General features: G+C 64.1%; 18 protein-coding genes. 1 reads left to right on the top strand and 17 read right to left on the bottom strand.

Annotated elements, in window-relative coordinates; genetic code table 11:
* Positions 1-106 precede the first annotated feature (106 nt).
* The 16 genes from EO139_RS11755 to aroE form a co-directional block, all read right to left on the bottom strand.
* Positions 107-1,477: an ATP-binding protein gene (locus tag EO139_RS11755; protein WP_024939071.1), complete on the bottom strand. Its 1,371-nt coding sequence runs from the start codon at positions 1,475-1,477 to the stop codon at positions 107-109.
* Positions 1,478-1,551: 74 nt separating this feature from the next.
* A complete protein-coding gene (locus EO139_RS11750) occupies positions 1,552-2,235 on the bottom strand; it encodes a response regulator transcription factor (RefSeq protein WP_002808458.1) in 684 nt (227 codons plus the stop codon).
* Positions 2,236-2,306: 71 nt separating this feature from the next.
* Positions 2,307-2,696 (bottom strand): hypothetical protein, encoded by a 390-nt coding sequence (locus EO139_RS11745; RefSeq protein ID WP_180707944.1) that lies wholly within the window; start codon positions 2,694-2,696, stop codon positions 2,307-2,309.
* 249 nt (positions 2,697-2,945) lie between these two features.
* The gene (gene dusA / locus EO139_RS11740) at positions 2,946-3,950 is read right to left on the bottom strand and encodes a tRNA dihydrouridine(20/20a) synthase DusA (protein ID WP_119131847.1); all 1,005 of its coding nucleotides are present in this window, start codon (positions 3,948-3,950) and stop codon (positions 2,946-2,948) included.
* 462 nt (positions 3,951-4,412) lie between these two features.
* Positions 4,413-4,637 (bottom strand): hypothetical protein, encoded by a 225-nt coding sequence (locus tag EO139_RS11735; RefSeq protein WP_016902784.1) that lies wholly within the window; start codon positions 4,635-4,637, stop codon positions 4,413-4,415.
* 864 nt (positions 4,638-5,501) lie between these two features.
* A complete protein-coding gene (locus EO139_RS11730; RefSeq protein WP_126943062.1) occupies positions 5,502-6,077 on the bottom strand; it encodes an ankyrin repeat domain-containing protein in 576 nt (191 codons plus the stop codon).
* A 57-nt stretch (positions 6,078-6,134) separates the two neighbouring features.
* Positions 6,135-7,640, bottom strand: coding sequence for a catalase KatB (katB, locus tag EO139_RS11725; RefSeq protein WP_181142067.1), 1,506 nt, complete (start codon positions 7,638-7,640; stop codon positions 6,135-6,137).
* Positions 7,641-8,079: 439 nt separating this feature from the next.
* A complete protein-coding gene (locus EO139_RS11720; RefSeq protein WP_126970740.1) occupies positions 8,080-8,688 on the bottom strand; it encodes a DUF6624 domain-containing protein in 609 nt (202 codons plus the stop codon).
* A complete protein-coding gene (locus tag EO139_RS11715; protein WP_241235953.1) occupies positions 8,685-9,818 on the bottom strand; it encodes a hypothetical protein in 1,134 nt (377 codons plus the stop codon). The genes EO139_RS11720 and EO139_RS11715 overlap by 4 nt, the downstream gene beginning before the upstream one ends.
* Positions 9,819-9,838: 20 nt before the next feature.
* The gene (locus EO139_RS21435; RefSeq protein ID WP_023905561.1) at positions 9,839-10,006 is read right to left on the bottom strand and encodes a hypothetical protein; all 168 of its coding nucleotides are present in this window, start codon (positions 10,004-10,006) and stop codon (positions 9,839-9,841) included.
* A gap of 19 nt (positions 10,007-10,025) precedes the next feature.
* Positions 10,026-12,212 (bottom strand): peptidase domain-containing ABC transporter, encoded by a 2,187-nt coding sequence (locus EO139_RS11710; RefSeq protein ID WP_126970738.1) that lies wholly within the window; start codon positions 12,210-12,212, stop codon positions 10,026-10,028.
* The gene (locus tag EO139_RS11705; RefSeq protein ID WP_276568234.1) at positions 12,209-13,489 is read right to left on the bottom strand and encodes an HlyD family efflux transporter periplasmic adaptor subunit; all 1,281 of its coding nucleotides are present in this window, start codon (positions 13,487-13,489) and stop codon (positions 12,209-12,211) included. The genes EO139_RS11710 and EO139_RS11705 overlap by 4 nt, the downstream gene beginning before the upstream one ends.
* 148 nt (positions 13,490-13,637) lie before the next feature.
* On the bottom strand, positions 13,638-15,770 hold the full coding sequence (gene dinG / locus EO139_RS11700) for an ATP-dependent DNA helicase DinG (RefSeq protein ID WP_115678023.1): 2,133 nt from the start codon (positions 15,768-15,770) through the stop codon (positions 13,638-13,640).
* 250 nt (positions 15,771-16,020) lie between these two features.
* A complete protein-coding gene (locus EO139_RS11695; RefSeq protein WP_126943053.1) occupies positions 16,021-16,257 on the bottom strand; it encodes a hypothetical protein in 237 nt (78 codons plus the stop codon).
* Positions 16,254-16,628: a hypothetical protein gene (locus tag EO139_RS11690; RefSeq protein ID WP_181142066.1), complete on the bottom strand. Its 375-nt coding sequence runs from the start codon at positions 16,626-16,628 to the stop codon at positions 16,254-16,256. Before EO139_RS11690 ends, EO139_RS11695 begins: the two co-directional genes overlap by 4 nt.
* Positions 16,618-17,469, bottom strand: a complete 852-nt coding sequence (aroE, locus tag EO139_RS11685; RefSeq protein ID WP_104584212.1) for a shikimate dehydrogenase — start codon at positions 17,467-17,469, stop codon at positions 16,618-16,620. The genes EO139_RS11690 and aroE overlap by 11 nt, the downstream gene beginning before the upstream one ends.
* Before the next feature lie 52 nt (positions 17,470-17,521).
* Here aroE and EO139_RS11680 point away from each other — a divergent pair, with 52 nt between their 5' ends.
* Positions 17,522-18,403 carry a PD40 domain-containing protein gene (locus EO139_RS11680; protein ID WP_126970736.1) on the top strand — a complete coding sequence of 294 codons (882 nt, stop codon included), beginning with the start codon at positions 17,522-17,524 and terminating at the stop codon, positions 18,401-18,403.
* A 714-nt stretch (positions 18,404-19,117) separates the two neighbouring features.
* Here EO139_RS11680 and EO139_RS11670 read toward each other — a convergent pair.
* Entirely contained in the window at positions 19,118-21,637 is a 2,520-nt protein-coding gene (locus EO139_RS11670) for a sulfite reductase flavoprotein subunit alpha (protein ID WP_126970734.1), read from the bottom strand.
* Positions 21,638-21,651: the final 14 nt, after the last annotated feature.

The raw sequence follows: 21,651 nt of genomic DNA, 5'->3' as shown, positions 1-21,651 counted from the left end.
CGGCCTGCAATCGGCCCAGTATGGTCACGCCAACGCGCGGGGCGTTAAACGGTTGTCGGAGCGCGCTGCGACGTTGACCACCGGTTCATTCCGCCACCCATGCCGGTCACAGTCCCGGCGGCAGGGTCACGTCGAAGCGGGCACCGCCCAGTTCCTGCGAGCGCACCACCTGCAGTTCGCCGCGGTAGGCCTTGATCAGGTCCTGCACGATCGACATGCCGATGCCGTGGCCTTGCACGCGCTCGTCGCCGCGCACGCCACGCTGCAGGATCTTGGCCACGTCTTCCGGCGCGATGCCGGGGCCATCGTCTTCCACCGACAGGATCAAACCGGCGCGACGGCTGCCGGTGGTGGGACCGGGCTGGGCGGTCAGCAGCACGCGACTGCGCGCCCACTTGAAGCCGTTTTCCAGCAGGTTGCCCAGCAATTCCTGCAGGTCGCCCGGCTCCCCATGAAAGCGCGCGTCGGGCGAAATATCGAACTCGCACAACACGCCCTTGACCGAATAGACCTTCTCCAGTCCGCGCACGATTTCTTCGGCGGTCGACTCGATCGGCAGCGGTGCGGCAAACAGCTTGTGGCCGCTAGAGGCCGCGCGTGCGAGCTGGTAGGACACCAGGTCGTTCATGCGGCGCAGCTGTACGTCCATTTCCTCGTGCAGATCGCGCTCGGACTGCCCGCTATCGAGCTGGGTGCGCAACACCGCGATCGGCGTCTTGAGGCTGTGTGCCAGATCGGCCAGCGTATTGCGCTGGCGGTCCAGATTGTCGCGCTCACTCTCGATGAAGGCGTTGATGCTTTCGGTCAGCGGCTCCAGCTCGCGCGGATGCTGCTCGCTCATGCGCTGGATCTCGCCGCGCTGCACCTTGGTCAACTCGTTGATGACCCGCCGCAGCGGACGCAGGCTCCATTGCAGGATGAAGGCCTGCAGCACCAGCAGCACCACGCCGGCACTGCCGAGATAGAACCACACCGCGCCACGGAACACGCGCAGCTGCGCACCCATCGAGCGCGCATCTTCCATCACGTAGATGGTGTACGGAATCTCCCCGCCGTGTTCGCGCTCGACGTAGCTCACACCCAGGCCGTAGCGGTACAACTGGCCCACGCTGCCGTCGATCTGGGTCATCTCCAGCGGGCCGATGAATTCTTCCTGGCGCGGCTCGAGCATGCGCCCGTGCGGAATATTCGGGCCCTCGGCCGACATCGAGGTCCAGCTTTCATCCGGGCGCACGACTTCCACGTACAGCCCGCCACCGGGCACATCGAAACGCGGGTCTGGCGGCTGCCCGCCGATATACAGCGAGCCGTCGCGGACGAAATCGATATTGGCCGCGTACGCAGAGGCGTAGTTCTTCAGCCGCTCGCGCAGGTTTTTCTCGGCGGTATCGGCAAACGCCACGTCCAGCGCATACCCCGCCAGGGCCAGGAAGGCCACCAGACTGAGGCTGGCAGCCAGCAGCTGGCGGGCCTGCAGGGAGCGCGGCCGCCAGCGTCTATACCATTTGGAGCGGCCCGGCACCTGATCTTCCTGCTTGCCGATGCGCGGACTCAGCCTTCGGTACGCGGAATGGCGAAACGGTAGCCGCGACCGCGTACGGTCTCGATCGGCTTGAGCTCACCATCGGGATCGAGCTTCTTGCGCAGGCGGCCGATGAACACTTCCAGCACGTTCGAATCGCGATCGAAATCCTGCTGGTAGATGTGCTCGGTCAGATCGGCCTTGGAGACCAGTTCGCCGGCATGCATCATCAAGTACTCCAGCACCTTGTACTCGTAACTGGTCAGGTCCACGTTGGCGCCATTGACGCTGACCGTCTGCGCGGCCAGATCCAGGGCGACCGGGCCGCATTCCAGCGTCGGCTTGCTCCAGCCCGCCGCGCGCCGCAGCAGCGCATTGACGCGCGCCAGCAGCTCTTCGACATGAAACGGCTTGACCAGGTAATCGTCGGCACCCTGCTTGAGGCCTTCGACCTTGTCCTGCCAGCTCGAACGCGCGGTCAGGATCAGCACCGGGAATTTCTTGCCCTCGTCGCGCAGCGCCTTGATCAGCTCCATCCCGGACATCTTGGGCAGGCCAAGGTCGATGATGCCGACATCGAACGGGACTTCGCGGCCCATGTACAGGCCTTCTTCGCCGTCTTGTGCAGCGTCGACAGCAAAGCCTTCACGCTTCAGGCGCGCGGCAAGGGTCTCGCGCAGCGGAGCTTCGTCTTCGACCAAAAGGATACGCATGCACTCTCCCTAGTTACGTTGTCGGCCAATGGCCGGGGAATTTATAAGACTGAACGCAGAACTATCTACGTTTAGTGGTTATCGTCGCGTGGTGGCGCATCCGGCTGAGCCTGGCTGCGCGGCGGCGTGGCCTGCATCTGCTCCGACTCGTACACGGTATGCACGCGGCCATCCTTCATGTACTTGATCCGGTTGAGATTGCCCCCGTCGAACGGCACGCGCTCGGCACTGAGGATCTGTCCACCGGTGGACCGCTGCACCTGCCGGATGGTGTCCGAGAGCGTGCGCCCATTGCCGCGCGCAGACGGCGGCAACGCCTCGCGCCCCGCATGCGACATCGGATACGCCTGTCCCCATGCCAACGGCGCTGCCATGGCAACCCCAAGGGCAACCAGGACGACATAGCGGGCGCGGCAGGACGGCTGGGTCACAATGAATCCTAGCGGGTTGTTCAGGAACATTCAAAATTCGTGAAGACGGCCACCGGGCACCGCATGGTCGAACCCGAGAATAGACCCAAATTCTTGATTTTTCGGGGTGAATCCCATCTGAACTTTTTAGCTTTGTGTTAACGCGGTTCAGCGAAATGAATCCATCCGGCCGCCATAGAGCGGTTCAGCGCCGGGTTTCGCAGTCGCGCCTGACCGGCGGCATCCCGCTACATGCCAGACATCCGTATGCCGGTCAGCTAATGCAAGCTGCAAGCCAGTTCAGGCCACCACGCGCCAGCCCTGGGTGTCGGTGCGCTGCAAGGCCTGCTCGACCAGATCCCAACCGGCACCCGGCCGGTGTGCGCCCTCGCTCAGGACCTGCCGGAACGCGCGTCCGCCCGGCTGGCCATGGAACAGCCCCAGCACGTGCCGGGTCATATGCTTCAGCGCCAGGCCGCGTTCCAGCTGCGACTCGACGTAGGGCCGCAAGGCGCGCAGCAACGCATCGCGCGGCTGCTCCGCACGCTGGTTCAAGGCCGCATCCAGGCGATGCAGCACGTAGGGGTCGTGGTAGGCGGCGCGACCGAGCATGACGCCGTCGGCCTGGTGTAGATGCTCCATGGCGGACTCCACCGTCGCAATGCCGCCATTGAGGACCACCGGCAACGCGGGGCGCTCTTGCCTGAGGCGATAGGCCCAGTCGTAACGCAACGGCGGCACCTCGCGGTTTTCCTTGGGCGACAGGCCCTTGAGCCACGCGTTGCGGGCATGCACCACCACCATGGCCGCGCCGGCTGCGACCACCTGGTCGACAAAGCTGGCAAACACGGCGTAGTCGTCGTCATCGTCCACGCCGAGGCGGCATTTGACCGTGACCGGCAACGTGGTCGCCGCACACATGGCGGCGACACAGTCGGCAACCAGCGCCGGCTCGCGCATCAGGCAGGCACCGAAGCGCCCGGCCTGCACCCGGTCGGACGGGCAGCCGCAATTGAGGTTGATCTCGTCGTAGCCCCACGCCTGCGCGATCGCGGCGGCCTGCGCAAGCAGCGCCGGCTCGCTGCCGCCCAATTGCAGCGCCAGCGGGTGTTCGACTGGATCGAAGCCGATCAGCCGCGCGCGATCGCCATGGATCACTGCATTGGCGTGCACCATCTCGGTATACAGCCGCGCCGAGGGTGCCAGCAGGCGATGGAAGACCCGGCAATGGCGGTCGGTCCAGTCCATCATCGGAGCGACGGACAGGCGCAGGGAGGCGGCGTAGCGATCGGCGGAAGCGGTCATCGACATGTGGCCGCAGCAGGCGGCCATCGGAATGCGAAGCAGGATCAACAGCTTACACGGGCGTGGATGAATCTGCCGCAGCGCGGCATGGCGTCCTGCACGGCTTACTGCCGGAGTCCCCTGCAGGATCATCCGCTCACTGGACTCTGTGATTGCCCCATCTGGGCTGGCCGAGACCACGCAGGACGCACGTTTTATGACGTGCTGGCAGCGCGCTTCGGTGGACGACATCGGGCGGCTTTGTGCCATCGGGAGGAGCGAACAACATCGCGCCGGCGCTGTTCTCGTTCCCGTCGCTTGCCCGGTGCAAGCGTCATCAGGCGGCTCAGGCGGCATCGCTGCCGGATGCGCGGTGTCTGGCGGCGTTCGCCTGGACAGGGCGAACGCAGTGCATCATCGGTGACGCGCGAAGCTCATTGGTCCGGTGCAGCGTAGTTTCCTGCGCCTGGACCGCATCTGTAGTTACGGGTTGCGGAAGCCCACACGCTCTTCGGCACTCAGCGGCTTGCCGAGGGCATGGTACGAAGCGACCAGGGTGATCAGGGCAGTGCCCAGCACGGTGTAGAAGCTCCACGACGTGGCCAGCACGTGTACCTGACCGAACACCAGGGCGACCACGGCAGTGGCGGTGCACAGCACCATGGCCAGCAGGGACATCAGGAAAGGGATGGAGGGATCGAGCTTCATGGTCCGGGGGGTTCCAGTGTGCGATAGCGGAAGCATCGGCGTTCGCAGCGCTTTCTTGAACTGTTTTTTGCGGTTTTCCCGAACAAATTTTAGGCAAGTCAGCGCGCACTCAGACTTCTGTCAAACCCTTGGCGCACAAGCATTTCCACGTCAGGAGACTCCTGACGCAGTGGCGTAAAAATCACCACATGCGCCAGAGATCCAACGCGCCTGCGGCAGAAAACCGGCGGAGGCGGTGGCTGCACTTTTTGGCGGGTCGTGGAGGCAAATTGAGCAGGTCGGCGAGCCACTAGCCGCTCCGGGAGCGACGATTCGCTGCGCTCGGTGCACGATGGCTGACCTCCGAACCTGGCGGGGGCGATGGTTGCCCATCTCGGCAGGTGATGAAGGCAGATTGAGTAAGTCGAGGCGCGGCCAGCCGATCTCAGAGCGAGGATGCGGTGCGCTCGGTGCGCAACGGCTGCCCCCCGAACCACGTCGGTGGTCATAGCCGAGCGGGCGTCGCTGGTACGCACCGGTAGATGGAGTGCTGCAGCGACGCCGCCGAGGCTCCGTGTATCGAGGTGCAGGACTCAGGCGATGCCGATCAGCGGCTCATCCGACGGCCACCGGGACGGAGCTGCCGTCGCAACCACCGACAGCGCTTCGAAGACGGCCGAGCGCTAGGCGTGCAATCCGCTCGGCTGCGGCCTGCAGGCGACTGGCCTGTGCACCAGGTGCATTGCGGTACGGCACGCTGCAGCAAGCATCGCCGTTGGCTCATGCCGGCATCGGCCGCATGGCGCCTGTGCAAGCTTGCTGACGCCTGGCACCACGCACGCTTGGCATCACGCACGCCTGCCCGGCCACGCATGACAGGCGCGCTCAGCGCGCCGGGGACGTCGCGAACTCGCCGCGTTGCAGCCTGGTCACATCGTTGCCCTGCCCATCCTTGAGGCTGAGGTCCGCGCCCTTGGCGGCCAGGTCCTTGAGCACGTCGGTCCGCTGGAACAGCGCTGCGTACATCGCCGCGGTCTGCCCGGCATTGTTGCGCTGGTCGGGAGCACAGTCGGCCTGCATCAGGCGCTTGGCGATGCCCAGCTCGCCCTTGAAGATCGCGCCCATCAGCGCAGTGTTGCCGCGCTTGTCCTGCGCGCAGGGGTCGGCGCCGGCGCTGAGCAGTTGCTCCACTGCCGGGCGCTGGCCGTGATAGGCGGCCAGGATCAGGGCGGTGTAGCCCTTCTCGTCGCGGGTGTTGAGGTCGTAGTGCGAGCGGATGAACTCGGCAAGCATGTCCTGCCGCCCTTCGCGTGCGGCGTCGAAGAAGTACTCGCGCAGCTGCAGCTTGATCTGCGCCGGGTCGGCGGCGGCAGTCGTGGCGCTGGTGGAGGCAGCTGTGGGCGAGGCAGCGTTGGCAGCCGCAGACAGGGTGCCGAGCATCAGAAACAGCAGGGTGCGCATATGGCTCTCCCGATAGCGAAACGGCACCGCGGCACAGGCCGCGATGCCGTGGGTGGATCAGTCCTGCAGGCTGGAGGCCAGCTGCTTGACCCGGGCCAGGTCGCCCTTGGCGACACGGGTCACGCCGGTGCCGTACTCGGGGTCGGCCTTGTACAGGAACGACAGCAGGATGTGCTTGCTCTCGGTATCGGTGTTGGCCAGCGACTCGCCGAAACTCTGCACTAGATCGGCGCGATCCTTCTTGCTGTAGGACCGATACAACTCGCCGGCCTGCTTGAAGTTCTGCTCGCGGGTGATCTTGGCCTGCTGGGTGGTACCCGACAGCGGCAGTTCGCTATAGCGCGCAGCAGTGTCCTGCGGACGCGGTTCCAGGCGGCTCGGCTCGTAGTTCACGCCACTGGTGGTGTGGCCGTGATTGGCCTCGCCATCCTGGTTGCCGTTGTTGACCGCCACACGCGGACGATTCACCGGCAGGCTCAAACCATTGGTGCCGACGCGATACAGCTGGGTATCGGCGTAGGAGAAGATACGGCCCTGCAGCAAACGATCTTCGGACGGCTCGATGCCCGGCACCAGGTTGGCCGGCGCCATCGCGACCTGCTCGGTTTCCTGGAAGAAGTTGTCGACGTTCTTGTTCAACACCATCTGGCCGACCTTCTGCTCCGGCACGTCCGGCCAGATCTTGGTGGCATCCAGCGGATCGAAATCGAACTTGGCCAGGTCTTCCGGCTTGAGCACCTGCACGTACAGGTCCCACTTCGGGTAGTCGCCCTTCTTGATCGCACCGACCAGGTCGTTGGTCAGGTGGCTGTAGTCCTTGGCCTGGACGGCGGCAACCTGCTTGGGATCGAGGTTCTTGATGCCCTGCAGCGTCTTCCAGTGGAACTTGACGTAGTGCACTTCACCCTGGGCATTGACCAGCTTGTAGGCATGCACACCGTTGCCATCCATGAAGCGATAGCCGGCCGGGGTGCCTTCGTTGGAATACAGCAGCGTCAGCGTGCGGGTGCTTTCGGGCACGTGCGAGAAGAAATCGAAACGGCGTGAGTCGTCGTCCAGGTTGGTGCGCGGGTCCGGCTTGAAGGCATGGACCATGTCGGGGAACTTGATCGCATCGCGGATGAAGAAGGTGGGGAAGTTGTTGCCGACCAGATCCCAGTTGCCTTCGCTGGTGTAGAACTTGGTGGCAAAGCCGTGCGGGTCGCGCAAGGTCTCCGGCGAGTGATTGCCGTGCACCACCGAGGAGAAGCGCACGAACACCGGGGTCTTTTCGCCGGCACTGAATACCTTGGCCTTGGTCAGGCTGGACAGATCGGCAGTAGCGGTGAACTCGCCTTTGACGCCGGTGCCGCGTGCATGCACCACGCGCTCGGGGATGCGCTCGCGATCGAAGCGCTGCAGCTTCTGGATCAGCTGCACATCCTGCAGCAGGGTCGGGCCATTGGCGCCGGCGGTCTGCGAGTTCTGGTTGTCACCGACCTTGGCGCCGTTGTCGCGGGTCAGGACGGATTGGGCGAAGACCGGCGGGGCGATCAGCGTGGGGGCTAGCAGGGCTAGCACCATGAGGGATCCAGGGCGCATGGCGTCAGCTCGTTTGAGGGAGCTGAATCATGGCCAGCGGGCCGAAGCGTGAGAAGTCGTTAGTTATGATCGCTGCGATAGGCGAACATGATGATGACTACAGAGCGTGATATGCATCGCGTAACAAAGCGGCGGTACGTTGAAGATCATGCCGCTTATGCCGCGGATGCGGTGACCAGACCTGATTCACAGCGGCGCACGCAGTGCGTTGGTGGCTGTAAGAATACTGCAGTGCAGAAGATCGGCAGGCTCACGAACCAGCAACAGCATGCGGTGAAAATACGCACAGGGCCGGGTGTCATCGCTAGCGAAAACCAAGGCACCCGTACATCGCGACGTCTTTTTGACCCAGGCATGCACGCGCCCCATGCGTTGACAAGCAGCGCAGCCATCGCATCGCACTTGGCGATCTCCGCAAGGTTCAAAGACCGCCAGAACCGCCCTGTTCGTCAGGCAAACCGACCTCTGCCCGTCTGCGTGCCAGCTGCGCCGGATCCTCCAGCTCGAACAGGCTGCCGTCCGCCTTGCGCTGGGTACCGTAGCGCTGCGGCTTGCCCGACATGATCAGATTACGATCCACGAACAATGCCATGTCCGCGGTGCTGTAAGACCCGCGCGCCACTGCAACCTCGATGCTCTTCAGGAAGCCATCGCGAAACGTGCGGTCAGTGGAGTGCTGCGCGACCAGGAAACCAGCATGCGCCCCGTCTTCGCCAACCGACGCGACATCGGGGAAGCCGAATTTCTCGATCAATGCAGACAGCGCAGCCTGGTTTTCCCGTTGCGACGCAACCAGACGCATTGCCATGTCTTTCGCTGCGCCTTGGTTGGCCTGTAGCTGTTGCGCCGTGAAAGCACCACGAATCTGCTCGCGGATCTTCTGATCTGCATCGGCCAGTGCCAGCAGCTGTTCGCGGTAGGTAGCATTCATTGAGTGGTGGTCCGGCTGCAGATTCTGCCCTGTTTCAGCAACAGCATGCCCTATCGTCGCCAGCTGCCACAGCAGCACTCCTAGCATCACCACTTTCATGAGCACGCAACTCCCGATTCTGGAAAACTCTTGACCCCCGTCCCACTCTGGACAGCTACGGGCTTTTCTTCCAAGCGTGGAAATTCCTGATACCTACTGGTTTTCCCGTAAACCAGGAACGAACAAAACTTGCCCGCGATGTCCATCCCAGGCGACTTGTCATCCAGATAGAGGAATTGTCCACCTGGGTTGAGCTCCAGGAATACCGGCTCACCCCCAGCGATGGGGACGACAAAATCTGCACAGAAGAAGTCGATCCCCAGTGCTGATCGAAGCACATCCAGCTTTGCCTGCAAGCCGGGATACAAAGATATCCACTCGTAGTGCATGGTCGTCTTATGCCTGACAGCACGATAGTCGATCTCGCCCAACAAGGAATGACGCATCTGCATGCAGAAGTACTCCCCCCCCATGCAGACCACCCGTAGGTCCGCTTGATGACTAATAACCTGCTGATAGGTCGTCGGACACGCGCGCAGATCCCCATCCGCCAGCTGTTCTTTCGGAGCAATGCGTGTCGCATAGGAGACGCTGTAGTTTTCACCATCCGCCCATGCCCCGACATTGAACGGCTTGACGACAACACCATCGGCATGTCTCTGACGAAATGCATGAACATCGTCGGGACGATGGCTGATCAAGGTCTCCGGCACTAACAGACCACTGGCAACTGCAGCGGCGAGCTGCAGCGGCTTCTGATCAGCGGCGAGTGCAGCTAGCGGCGCATTGACCCAACGCTTTACGCCGTGCCCAGCTGCGAGCAGGGCCACTGCCCCCAGATCGAACAGCAGCCCTTCGGTCCTGATGAATTTTATGTCCTGATCGTGGACATGCGTAGGCACCGACTTATTGAACAACAAACGGCGGCTCCAAGCCGCATCGTAGACAATCGGAACGCCATCTCGAACAACACTCACGCCTTGCGACCCATACAGCAAAGACCCGTCGAGGCCACACGGCCACTGCCCGGTGTCCAACAGGCTCACGGCGTGTCCCGACGCGGCGATCATCGCAGCAATCGCGGGCGCATGCGTATCGCTGCGCGGGGCGACGATCAACACATTCCTGATATTTTTGTCCATAGACACAACACATTCCAAGGCGCGACAGGAGCATGGCGACATCTGCATGTCGCCATGCCGGGGGACGCTTAGCTGACGATAATGATCGTTTCGGTGTCGATGGCCTCGACAATGATGATGACTAACGTATCGCCAGCACCACCGCAGGACACAGCACTGACTTCTTCCTGAGTCATCTCACGTGCGAAGCGCTGAGCGACGGGACGCGAGTTTTCCATGAGTTCAAAGTTTTCCATTACTTACTCCTTGGCTGTTTCAGGGTAGTTCGCCGGCGAAATTACCGACGTGCTTCTCGACACCATCACTGGCATCAAGTTTCTCGGCGCCATGACTGGCAGCCTGCTTATCTCGCGAATCGGCCACAAGCGATATCCTGCGGTCGGCAGAGGCAATCGTTTCCTGCCGGTGCGCGATGATGATCCTGGTCATTTTCATCGCCTTGATATGCGCGTTGACCACTTGATCTCTGGTGGAATCCAGATGACTGGTCGCCTCGTCCAGTACGAGGATCTTCGGCTGCCGGTACAAAGCGCGCGCGAGGATGACGCGCTGACGTTGACCGCCGGACAGGATCGAACCCATATCGCCGACAAGGGATTCGTATCCCATCGGCATCCTGGCAATATCGTCATGGATCGCAGCCAGCTGTGCGGCACTGGCGATCCGCTCGATACTCGAATCCGGATCGAAGAATGCGATATTGTCGGCCAACGATCCGGCAAATAGCTGATCATCCTGCATGACTGCCGACACCATCGCCCTGTAGTTTTCCAGCCCGAATTTGCGGATATCGACACCGCCGACCTCGATGGTGCCCTCAGTCGGCTCGATCAGACCCAGCAGCAACTTGGCGAATGTGGACTTGCCACAGCCGCTAGGGCCCACAATGGCAACCGACTCACCCGCTTCGATGCGCAGATTGAGATTGCGTATGATCCATGGATCGTCGTCCGAATAACGGAAACTCAGCCCCTTGACGAGAATTTCAGGAACGGGCTCCGGGCCGCTATAACTGGAAATTTCATCTAGCTCCGGGGCAGTCGTGGCGATATCCGCGATCCGCTCCGCATGCAGACGCAGCATCTTGAGTTCGATGAACTTATCGACCAAGCCCGCAGCCCTGCTGGTGAAAAGATCCGCGTACGCTAGGAAGGCAACAAGCATGCCTGCCGACAAGGTTCCATTCAATGCCAAGTAACCGCCGATGGCGATGAGAAACACTCTCTGCGTCCCGAACAGTCCCTGATTGAGCGCATTGAATGCAAGGCCAAAACGTTGCGTCTGCATTTCCAGACGCACACTCTGAGCTGTGGCACTGAACAATCTGCCCTGGCGAAGCCCCTGCTTGTTGGCAAGCTTGATCGCCTGTATGCCCCGCACCGACTCCATCAACTCGCTTTGCTGACGTGCCGCATATGCCAACTGATCACGACTGGTCACGAATTGCAGTCGATAGAACGCCAGACGCAAGCCGAGATACAGGGTGAAAGCTGCCAGGACCAGGCTTGTAAGTGGGAGGCTGTAGGCCATCAGAATCACCACGGCCAAGCATCCTGTAAGCCCGTTGAGCATCGCCTCCACAAAGCTTCCAGTCAATGTCGTCTGAATGGACTTCAAAGAAGAAAAGCGCGACAACACATCGCCCATATGCCGCTTCTCGAAGTACTCAAGTGGAAGCCGCATTAGATGGCCAAACAGGTTGGTGATCCATTGGGTATTCAATGATGCGCCGAGCCAACTGACGATCCAGCTCCGCGCGACTGTCAGCATGGTCTGGAAAACGACGGTAAGCAAGAAAGCAATGGTCAGGATCTTAAGCAGCTGCATATCGGCTGAAACCAGCACGTGGTCGATAACCCACTGCATCTGGAAAGGCAGAAGTAGCGCAAGCACCTCGATCGCCAACGCCAAGCCGAATATCTGCAGCAATCCGCGCCTCAGGCCAAAAATTCGCCCTGTCAGGGATCGCAAGGACACCTTTGGCGCCTCGACGGAAGGCCGAAAGTCTGTGCCAGGCTGCAGTTCCAGCAAGACGCCCGTGAAATGTTTTCCGACCTCGGACATCGGTAGCCGCAACGTCCCCCGTGCAGGGTCGTGTAGCAGCGCAACGCCTCGCACTATGCCTTCAAGAACAACGAAGTGCGACATGTCCCAATGCAGGATGCATGGTTGTTCCAGGTCCTGCAGATAGTCAGGCTCGGCTCGCATTGCCCGAACATCCAGACCCATGGCACGACCAATCTGCACCAGCCGCTCAAGGCGAACGCCTCTCTGCGAGATATTGAATCGCCGCCTGACCTGAGCGAGATCGATTCTGTCACCGTGATATCCAGCGACCATGACCAGACAGGCAAGACCACATTCGGCCGCTTCCGTCTGCATCACCGGGACGATCTGCGCACGGTTCGACAATAGCTGGTGGACCGATGTGGTGTCGATCATGCCTGTTTCCCGGCCGGATTATCCAACAAACGCCCCGTCATTTCGTAAACGGGTTCAAACATCCATTCGATCAGCTTGCGCTTCTCCAGAAGTATGTCGGCATCCAAAACCATGCCCGGACGCAGCAGTTCGTTTCTTCCGTTGGCGACAATATGCTGTGTTTCCAGTTCGACGATGACACGATAGCGGGCCTCCTCAATCTGCTGGCCCAGCAGCGACGACAACTCTTTCGAAGTGACCGCGCTACGCGAGACCTCAACCACACGCCCTGCGTGGCGACCGAACTTCTGATACGGAAACGCCTGGTAGCGAAGAAGGACGCGATCGCCACGCGTCACGAATCCAACGGCCTTGGAAGGCACCCAAAGTTCAGCGCGCAAGGTAATATTTTTGGGTAATAAGGTGACCAGCGGCTGTTGCGCGCTAACAGGCTGCCCGGCGTGGACAAACATGTTTCCAATGATTCCGTCGGCGGGAGCGCGCAAGACGATGGAACGGCGCGCCTCGCTCTCCGAAAGGGATTGAGCGACGTCGGCGATCTGCCTGGCAATTTCGTTGCGCTTTGCCTCCAAGGTCGCAGGATTTTGTTCCAGCTGAGATTGCAGTTGAGAATGCTCCACGCGCAGGTCTAGCGCATGCTTTTGCAACTCCTTGAGTTGACTTTGGTTCTGGATTGCAATGTCTTGCTGCTGCAGTAATTGAACCTTGGTCAATATCCCCTTTTCTGCGGCGCTCACCCATTGCTCGTAGAGTCGAAGCGCACTGTCTGCGCGCTGGCGCTGCAACCGGATTTGTTCGGCGGTGTTGTCCACCTGCGCCTGCAGCAAGGCGATCCTTCGGCGCAGATCGCGCTGCTGGGCGGCGTACAGCTGATCCTGCGCCTGCATATCTGCGTTCAGACGACTGCGCTTTATCTCAAGCTGCGAGATGACCGATGCCTGCGTGTCTCCGAGCGAAGTGCTGTCCTGCTCTCCCGAAATTTCCAGCACAGGGTCACCAGCCCGTACCGTGGCTCCCTCGACCACGAACGCCTTGGACACCATGCCCGCGCTGAGCGGCGTCAATGTCAACAGGCCACCGTCTGGTACCAATGCGCCATTGACGGCTTCGTGCCTGGTGAAACTTCCAAAGCACAGCAACGCGAACACCGTGACCACGAGAAACACCGCGGTGGCAAAGCACGGCCAACCGAACCTTGGCGCCTCAAGGCGCACCGGCGCGAGCCAGGCTTCTCGGCGTGCGCGCAACACTTCTTCCCTGAAGAAACTGCCCGGCATATGCACTCCCTGCTTCGCTAAGAGACGCGCCTACTTCCTTCAGTTCCAGTTAATCCAGAGAATTGAGTCCTGTCAAGCGCCTTGCATCGCATAACCATATGCCGCGCCCAGGAATCTCTCTAGAGCAAAAAGAAATGGCTGCCCTGGACTAGCCGATCACCCGCTTGAACGGCGGCAGCGCGTCGATGATGCGTTTGCCATAGCGACGTGTCAGCAGGCGCGAGTCGAGGATGATCACGCGGCCGTGGTCGCTGGAGCTGCGGATCAAGCGGCCCGCGAACTGCGTGAGCGTGCGCAGCGCGTGCGGGATGGCGATCAGGTTGAAGGCATTGTGGCCGCGGCTTTCCAGCCATTCGCTCAAGGTCGAGGTCTGCGGGTCGGTCGGCACTGCGAACGGTACCTGGGTGATGACCACGGTGGTGCAGGCATCGCCGGGCAGGTCCAGGCCTTCGCCGAAGGAGTTCAGGCCAAACAGCACCGAGCCCTCGCCGGCGGCGATGCGGCGCAGGTGTTCGGTGATCAGTTGCGACTTGTTGCCCTCGCCCTGTACCAGTACGCGGTTGCGCTGCGCCAGCGGCATCAGGTCGGCGACCTTTTCCATCTTCCAGCGCGAGGTGAACAGCACGATGCTGCCCTTGGACGTCCAGTCGAGTTCGCGCACCAGGTAACGTGCGACTTCCTTCGGGTGGCCTTCGCGGTCGTCGGGGGTGACCGGGAAATTGGGCACGATCAACTCGGCCTGGTTGGGCAGGTCGAACGGTGAGGCCAACGAGGCCATCTCGGCGTGATCGGGCAGGCCGTTGTCGATGGCAAACGATTGGAAATCGCCGCCACCGGTCAAGGTGGCCGAGGTCATCACCACCGAATCCACTTCGTTCCAGATCATCGTGCGCAGCACCTGCGCGGCCGACACCGGCGAGCAATGGCAGATCAGATCGCCGTCGCGCGACAGGGTGATCCAGCGCGCCATCGGCGGCTGGCCTTCCTTGTCCTCGCGCCGCCAGCCGCTCCACAGATTGTGTTGCTGCTCGGCCATCTCCAGGGCCAGGCCGAGGCTGCGCTGCAGGCGTTCGCGCGCCGCATCGTCCTGCTTGCCCTTGGCGATCGCACTGTGTGCGGCATGCACCCAGTTGAACAGCGCGCGGGTTTCTTCGCCAAGTTCTTCGATGGCCGGGCCCCACTGCGGCGGCAGCTTGCCATTGGCCGCACGCCACAGGGGATCGCGCTCGCCGGGCTCGGGCTTCCACACGCGTTCGACCTCGGCATGGAAGGCCTTGAGCAGCTTGGACACGCGCGCGGCCACCTCGATGGCCTCGTTGGGCAGCAGGTTGCCGAGCTTGTCCTTGTCCACGGCGCGGTAGGCGGCGGCGATGAGGATCTGCAACCGGCCGGTGCGCTTGGCCATCTCGTCCAATGGCAGGTTGGCCGCGCCCTGGTCGATCGCCACGCCGGCGATGTGGTGGCCTTCGTCGAGCACCAGCAGCATGTCGGCGGGCGGGGCGATCAAGGGCTGGCCATTCTCGGCATCGCCCAGCGACAGCGACGACAGCAGCAGTGCATGGTTGGTGACCACGATCTGCGCTTCGCGCACGTCGGTGCGCGCCTTCAGCACTGGGCATTGCGCGGCGTAGCTGCAGCGGCGGCCGGCACAGCCGGAGGCCGGCGTGGTGATGCGCAGCCGCAGCGGTACCGAGACCTGTTCGGGCGCATCGTCCAGATCGCCGTTCCAGCTGCGCTCGGCGTAGGCCTTGGCCAGGCGCTTGGCCAGATCGGCGTCGGCCGGGCTGAGCGGGCGGTCGTAGAGTACCTGCTCGTCGTCGAACATGCCTTCCTGGCTGGTTTCGCCCTGCAGCTCGGCGGCGTTGCGCGTGCACAGGTAGCGGGTGCGGCCCTTGGCCAGCGCAACCGTGGCTTCCAGGCCGGTGGCCTTGAGGAAGGCCGGGATGTCGCGCTCCACCAGCTGCGATTGCAGCGCCACGGTGCCGGTGCTGATGACCAGCTTTTTCTTGGTGGCCAGCGCGATCGGCACGCCGGCGGTGAGATAGCCCAGGCTCTTGCCGACGCCGGTAGGCGCCTCGGCAATGCCGATGCCACCGGAGGTGGCCAGCGCGCGCGAGACCAGGCCGATCATCTGGCTCTGCGCCCGCCGCGTGGCAAAGCCGGGCGTGTTGGCCTGCAGCTTGGCGTAAGCCTCGCGGATGCCGGCCTTGATCGGGTCGGTCAGAACACGCTGGGTGGGAACGGGCGCCGACGGCGCGGCCGGTGGGGCAACTTCATTCATCCGGCTATTTTCGCACGGACCGGCGCAGCGCCTGCGACCGGCACGGCGCTCGGCTGAACGTGTTTGCTGGCGCAGGGCGCCGCCGCCGCCCTGTTCCCGGGTGCGCACGCTGCACGGCCACCGCATGCCTCGGATCCGATCAGCGCCGGCAGGCACTGGCCGCAAGTCCTGACCCGAAGGGTCGCGCAATGGATGCCGACCGAACCACCCTGCGCCACCTGCAACGAGCAGGCAGCGTCGCTTCACATTGTCAGCGGCCTTGCGGCCGCCGCGGCCATGCATGGCGCGCCCAGACCAGTCCGATGACCACCATTGCGATGCCCATCAGCAACATGCCGGCGCCCACGCCAGTGGGCCCGAAGCGTTCGTACAGCAGGCCGCCGCGATTGACCGCGGCCAACGCCTGCGGATGCAGCAGCGTCCACCCGCCCTGCCCGGCGCTGACCAGCCCGACCACCACCAGCGCGATGGCTTTGAGCGGAATCATGGGCGCGGGCCGGTGGCGGGCGGCATCCGTTGCAGGCTGCCTGCCAGCGTCCACACCAGCACGCCGATGCCCACGCCTTGCACCGCCATCAGCACGAAGTGGGCGATGCTGACCACCGTGCTGATCTGACGCACATTGCCTTGCTGCAGCAGCAGCATCGGAATCGCCTGGAAGGCAACCTCGGCAAACAGGCAGCCCAACAGCAGCCAGAGCGCGCCCAGCCCGGCACGCCGCAACGGGCTTTGCGAGGCACGCCACAGCAGAACCAGCCCGAGCAGCAGCGCGATCAGCATCGGCACGCGCGACAGCAGGCTGGTGACCAGGGTCAGCAGGATATCGGTGGCGGTGACGCTGCCCACCTCAGTCGGCACTGACCAGGAGGGCCTCGCGCGCGCGCAGCGCGGCGTACACCGGGTCGGTGTCCGGGCGCACGCCATGCCACAGCGCGAAACTCTCGGCGGCCTGCTCCACCAGCATGCCCAGGCCATCGACGGCGTAGCGGCATTGCGCCGCACGTGCCCAGGCCAGGAAGGCGATAGCGGTGGCGCCGTAGTTGAGATCGACCGCTGCGGTGAGGCTGTTAACCAGACCCAGCGGCATGGCGAACGCACCGGCGTCGCGATCACGCCCGGCTGCGGTGGCATTGACGATCAGTTCGAAGTCGCCCAGGTCGCGCAGGTCTTCGATGTAGCGCGAGACCACCCGCCCCGGTTCGCCAAGCGCATCGCACAAGGCATCGGCGCGCTCGGGCGAGCGGTTCACCACCACCATTTCGGTGATGCCCGCTTCCAGCAGCGCCGGCGCCACGCCGCGCGCGGCACCGCCGGCGCCCAGCAGCAGCACACGGCGACCGCGCAGATCCAGCCCGTGGCGGTCGGTGAGATCGCGCACCAGGCCGGCGCCATCGGTGTTGTCGCCCTCCCAGCGGCCGTCGTTGCGCACCAGCGTATTGACCGCACCGGCCAGACGCGCACGCTCGCTCAGGCTGGCCGACAACGCACAGGCAGCCTCCTTCAGCGGCAGGGTCACGTTTGCACCCTTGCCGCCTTCGTCGGCGAAGCGCTCCAGCGCGGCAGCGAATGCTTCCGGCGCTGCGTCGATGGCGGTGTAGTCCAGCGCGATGCCGGTCTGCTTCCCGAAGTCGGCGTGGATGGCCGGCGACAGCGAATGGGCGACGGGGTGACCGAACACGGCATAACGGGATACGGGCATGAAACGCTCTCTGGTTGACTAGACTGTGCGCGACTTGAGACAGGAACACCGCATGCAACTTCGATGGACGCTGCTCGCGCTGGCGGCAAGTTTACTCTGCGTCCCGGCCGCTTCGGGGCTTGCCGAATTCGGCATCGAAGGCATGGGTGTGGTCTCCACGCCGGCCAACGAGGCGCGCGCCTCGCTGAGTCCGGACGGGCAACGCATCGTCTGGGCCAGCGACCGCGCTGGCGGTACCGGCGGCTGGGATCTGTGGCAGGCCCGGTTGAGCGGCGGGCGTTGGCAGAACGCCGAAGTGCTGCCGATCAACACCGCGCAGGACGAGACCTCCCCGCTGTTCAGTGCCGATGGCCGCTGGCTGCTATTTGCCTCCAGCCGGCCCGGCGGTACCGGCGGCGCGGACCTGTATCGCGCGCCGGTGGATGCGCAGGGCCGGGTCGGCGCGGTGCAATCGCTGGGCGCGCCGATCAACAGCCGCGGCAACGAGCGTTCCCCGACGCTGTCGCTGGACGGCACGCGTCTGTTGTTCGCCAGCGACGGCCACGGCGGCGCCGGCGGCATGGACCTGTTCGTGGCGCGCTGGGACGGGCAGGCCTTTGCGGCGCCGGTGCCGTTGAGCGACATCAACAGCGCTGCCGACGAGCTGGATGCGGCCTGGCTCGGCGATGGACGGGGGCTGGTATGGGCACGCGGTCAACGGGACGGCCCCAGCCAGTTGGTGCTGGCGACCTGCAACAACGGCCATTACACCGTGGGCCATGCGCTGCCGCTGTCGTTCAACGGGCCGCAGGAACGCACCTTCGGTGCGGTGGTGGACACGGCCAAGCCGGGCGAGTTGCTGGTGACCGGCAGCGCGCGCGCACCGCGTGCGGGGCAGCTGGACATCTACCGGATGAAGGCACCGGCGGCGGAGGGAGATACGAGCTGCCGTTGAGGTGGCTGGATGTGCAGATTCAGGCAAGGAGCGGCCAGCCAGACTATGTCGCGTCGGTCTATGGCGAGGTGCTGATCCGGGCCCTTGGTGCAGGGCGGCTGATCAGCGATAGAACGTCTCGCCCGGTGCGTTTTCACTGCCCGGCTGTTGATCTGAGACCTGGCTGCAGGGCAGCTGAGCTGCTCGGCTGCTGAGCTGCGGCTTTGCCGAGGGGCCCTTGCCCGCCCACCATCGCGGGACACGCCGTGAATCCATCCATGGAGACTCTTACGCGGCATCCATGCCGCGTAAGGTCCCGCGACGGCGGGCGGGCAAGGACCAGTCGAGATGGCCGGTGTGCATGGTAAGAGCGGTGCTGAATGCGCCTTGTTCGATCATCGAAGCATCGGCTCCATGTCTGATGCACGCCGCACGACAGACAACCTTTGAGATGAGCGCCGACCAACTCGCTGGTGCGGTGTCCTCGCCGGTTCCGGACCGTGTGGCGGCGTGGATGCCGCCACCGAGCCCCCAGGGACGGGTTTACGGCGTGTCCCGCAAGGGGTGAGGGCACCACGCACTCGATTAGCCAGGCTTTTGACTGCATCCGACAGAAGCGGCCGATTAACTCTCCGGCTGCACTGCGATTCCTCCACGCCGTTCGCACCTGATTGACGCGCGCTCGCTATGGTTTGTCGGCACTCCAACGCCGCAATGCAGCGGTCATGACCTCGCTCAATAGACATCGCGCCGGTAACGCCCCGCCGCGGTCAGCGACTCCAGCCGCGTCTCGCCCAGCAGTTCGCGCAGCGCGGCATCGACCTCACGCGCCATGCTGTCCAGGCTGCCGCAGACATGGATCACGGCACCGCGGTCGATCCAGTGGCGCAAGGTGTCGCCGGCTTCGCGCAAGTGATGCTGCACGTAGCGCTTGTGCGCCTGGTCGCGCGAGAACACCTGATCGAGCTGCTGCAGGTGACCACGCGCCTGCCAGGCCTGCAGTTCGTCGGCGAACAGAGCATCGTGCGCGGCCTGCCGTTCGCCGAACAGCAGCCAGTGCCCGTGCACGCCGGCCAGCTCGGCCTCGCGCAGCAGGGCGCGCAAGCCGGCGATACCGGTGCCGTTGCCGATCAACACCATCGGCGCCTGTTCGACGCGATGGAAACCGGGATTGGTGCGCAGCCGCGCGCGTATCTGCATCCCGATTGGTGCGTGGCAGATCAGCCAGCCCGAGCCCAGGCCGGGGCTGCCGTCGGCGGCTGTGGTCAGGCGCACCACCGCACTCGCCACGCCGTCGGCCGGCACGCTGGCCAGCGAGTAGTCGCGGGTCGGCAGCCAGGCGCAGGCATCCAGCCAGGTCTGTGGATCCGGATGCGGCGTTGGCGGGCGCGTGGGCGGCTCCGGCAGCACGCGCTCGGCGACGGCCTGCTGCAGCGGCAGCAGCTGCGCATCGACATGCACCAGCGCGTCGGGCGGCAGCCCCCAGGCGGCCAGGCACGCGCGGACGTGGGTGTAGGCATGCGCCGGCTGCACTTCGAGAATGTCGCCGGCCTGCCACTGCGTGCCGGATGGTGGCAGCAGATCGATCTGCCAGATCGGGGCGCCCTCGCTGCCCGGGTTCAGATGCGTGCGCGTCGCCAACGTCCACTGCAGCAGGGTCGGGCGCGCCAGCGGCACGGCCGCCACCGGCGCGCCGGCAATCTGCGCCAATTGCGCATGCCATTGCGCCAGGGCCTGCGGATCGGTGTTGTCCATCTCCACCGCCGGAAACAGCGGCTGCGCGCCCTGCGCCTGCAGCCACTGCTCGATGCGCCGCGAAAACCCGCAGAACTGCGCGTACTGGCGGTCGCCCAGGGCCAGCACGGCATAGGTCAGCTGCGACAGCGTCATGCGCTGGCGCAACAGCTCGCGCTCGAAGCTGCGCGCGGTATCGGGCGGCTCGCCATCGCCAAAGGTGCTGACCACGAACAAGGCATGCCGGGTGCCCTGCAGATGCTGCGCGCCGAGCTGTGCCAGCGAGCGCACCTGCACCGGCAGACCGGCGGCCTGCAGATGCCCGGCCGCCTGCCAGGCCAGCCGTTCGGCAAACCCGCTCTGGCTGGCGAACCCGATCAACCAGGGCTCGGCTTGCGAGGCCGCCGGCGCACCGTGCAGGACCTCGCGCGCGGCACGCAGCGCGCGCTTCTTGCGGCGGCGATCCAGATACAGCATCCAGCCGGTCACGAAGAACACCGACATGCCGACACTGGCCAGCATCACCACGATGCGGCCCGGCAGCCCGAAGAAACTGCCCGAATGCAGCGGGAACATGCTGACCAGCAACTGCTGGCCACGCGGCAGCAGCGCATAGTCCTGGCGACGCAGCAACGCACCGCTGCCCGGCTCGATTTCCAGATTGTCGTAGGCGCGGTCGTGGTCGGGATGGTCGGGCAGGAAGCGCACGCTCAGCGGTTGACCCGCACGCGGCGGGATGCGCAGGTCCAATGCCGTGCTGTGCGTGGCCGGGATGGCATCCAGGGTGCGCTGCACGGCCGCGAAATTCACCGTGGCCGGGCGATGATCGCGCCCGTCGCCGCGCATCGCCGGCTCGGTGCCGAGTAGGGCCACCATGCCGTCGCGGTACCAGGGGTAGGACCAGGTCAGCCCGGTCAGCGCCACCAGCAGATACACCAGCAGGCACCAGGTGCCGAACACCGCGTGCAGGCTCCACAGAAAACTGCGCCCCTGCCGTCGCCATTCCACCGCCCACCAGGTACGCAGGCTCCACCAGCGTCGCGGCCAACGCAGATACAGGCCGGAAGCGCAGAAGAACAACAGGATCAGGGTACTTGCACCGGTCACTGCCTGGCCGCGCTTGCCGGCGGCCAGGTGGCGATGCAGATCCTCGATGAAGGCAAACGCGCCGCTCAACCGCGGAGCGGCGACCTTGTCGCCGGTATACGGGTCGAAATACACCCGGCCGCCCCCCTTGCCGGCCAGGCGTGCGGTGGACGGACGCTTGCCGGTCGGATCGATCAGCATGCGCGTGACTGCCTGCCGTTGATCCAGGTCGAGCCGACGCAGCAGCGCATCCACCGGCAATGGCCGCTCGCCTGCCGCATGCCGCTGCGCCAGCTGTGCGATCGCCGGGTTGGCTAACCGCACGATCTCGTTCTCGAAGGACATCAACGCGCCGGTCAGCCCCATTACCGACAGCACCAGCCCGGCCGTGATGCCGAGCAGCCAGTGCAGTTGGAACAGGACGGTCTTGAGCACGCGCGAACAGCCTG

This window comes from Xanthomonas sp. BRIP62411 (assembly GCF_003993525.1).
Taxonomy (GTDB): Bacteria; Pseudomonadota; Gammaproteobacteria; order Xanthomonadales; family Xanthomonadaceae; genus Xanthomonas; species Xanthomonas euroxanthea.
This window is presented reverse-complemented; position numbering and strand designations above follow the sequence as displayed.

Excerpts from the sequence above, each read along its gene's own strand:
- EO139_RS11750 (WP_002808458.1), bottom strand. The coding sequence starts at position 2,235 with ATGCGTATCCTTTTGGTCGAAGACGAAGCTCCGCTGCGCGAGACCCTT.
- EO139_RS11745 (WP_180707944.1), bottom strand. The coding sequence starts at position 2,696 with ATGTTCCTGAACAACCCGCTAGGATTCATTGTGACCCAGCCGTCCTGC.
- dusA (WP_119131847.1), bottom strand. The coding sequence starts at position 3,950 with ATGACCGCTTCCGCCGATCGCTACGCCGCCTCCCTGCGCCTGTCCGTC.
- EO139_RS11735 (WP_016902784.1), bottom strand. The coding sequence starts at position 4,637 with ATGAAGCTCGATCCCTCCATCCCTTTCCTGATGTCCCTGCTGGCCATG.
- EO139_RS11730 (WP_126943062.1), bottom strand. The coding sequence starts at position 6,077 with ATGCGCACCCTGCTGTTTCTGATGCTCGGCACCCTGTCTGCGGCTGCC.
- katB (WP_181142067.1), bottom strand. The coding sequence starts at position 7,640 with ATGGTGCTAGCCCTGCTAGCCCCCACGCTGATCGCCCCGCCGGTCTTC.
- EO139_RS11720 (WP_126970740.1), bottom strand. The coding sequence starts at position 8,688 with ATGAAAGTGGTGATGCTAGGAGTGCTGCTGTGGCAGCTGGCGACGATA.
- EO139_RS11715 (WP_241235953.1), bottom strand. The coding sequence starts at position 9,818 with ATGCAGATGTCGCCATGCTCCTGTCGCGCCTTGGAATGTGTTGTGTCT.
- EO139_RS21435 (WP_023905561.1), bottom strand. The coding sequence starts at position 10,006 with ATGGAAAACTTTGAACTCATGGAAAACTCGCGTCCCGTCGCTCAGCGC.
- EO139_RS11710 (WP_126970738.1), bottom strand. The coding sequence starts at position 12,212 with ATGATCGACACCACATCGGTCCACCAGCTATTGTCGAACCGTGCGCAG.
- EO139_RS11705 (WP_276568234.1), bottom strand. The coding sequence starts at position 13,489 with ATGCCGGGCAGTTTCTTCAGGGAAGAAGTGTTGCGCGCACGCCGAGAA.
- dinG (WP_115678023.1), bottom strand. The coding sequence starts at position 15,770 with ATGAATGAAGTTGCCCCACCGGCCGCGCCGTCGGCGCCCGTTCCCACC.
- EO139_RS11695 (WP_126943053.1), bottom strand. The coding sequence starts at position 16,257 with ATGATTCCGCTCAAAGCCATCGCGCTGGTGGTGGTCGGGCTGGTCAGC.
- aroE (WP_104584212.1), bottom strand. The coding sequence starts at position 17,469 with ATGCCCGTATCCCGTTATGCCGTGTTCGGTCACCCCGTCGCCCATTCG.
- EO139_RS11680 (WP_126970736.1), top strand. The coding sequence starts at position 17,522 with ATGCAACTTCGATGGACGCTGCTCGCGCTGGCGGCAAGTTTACTCTGC.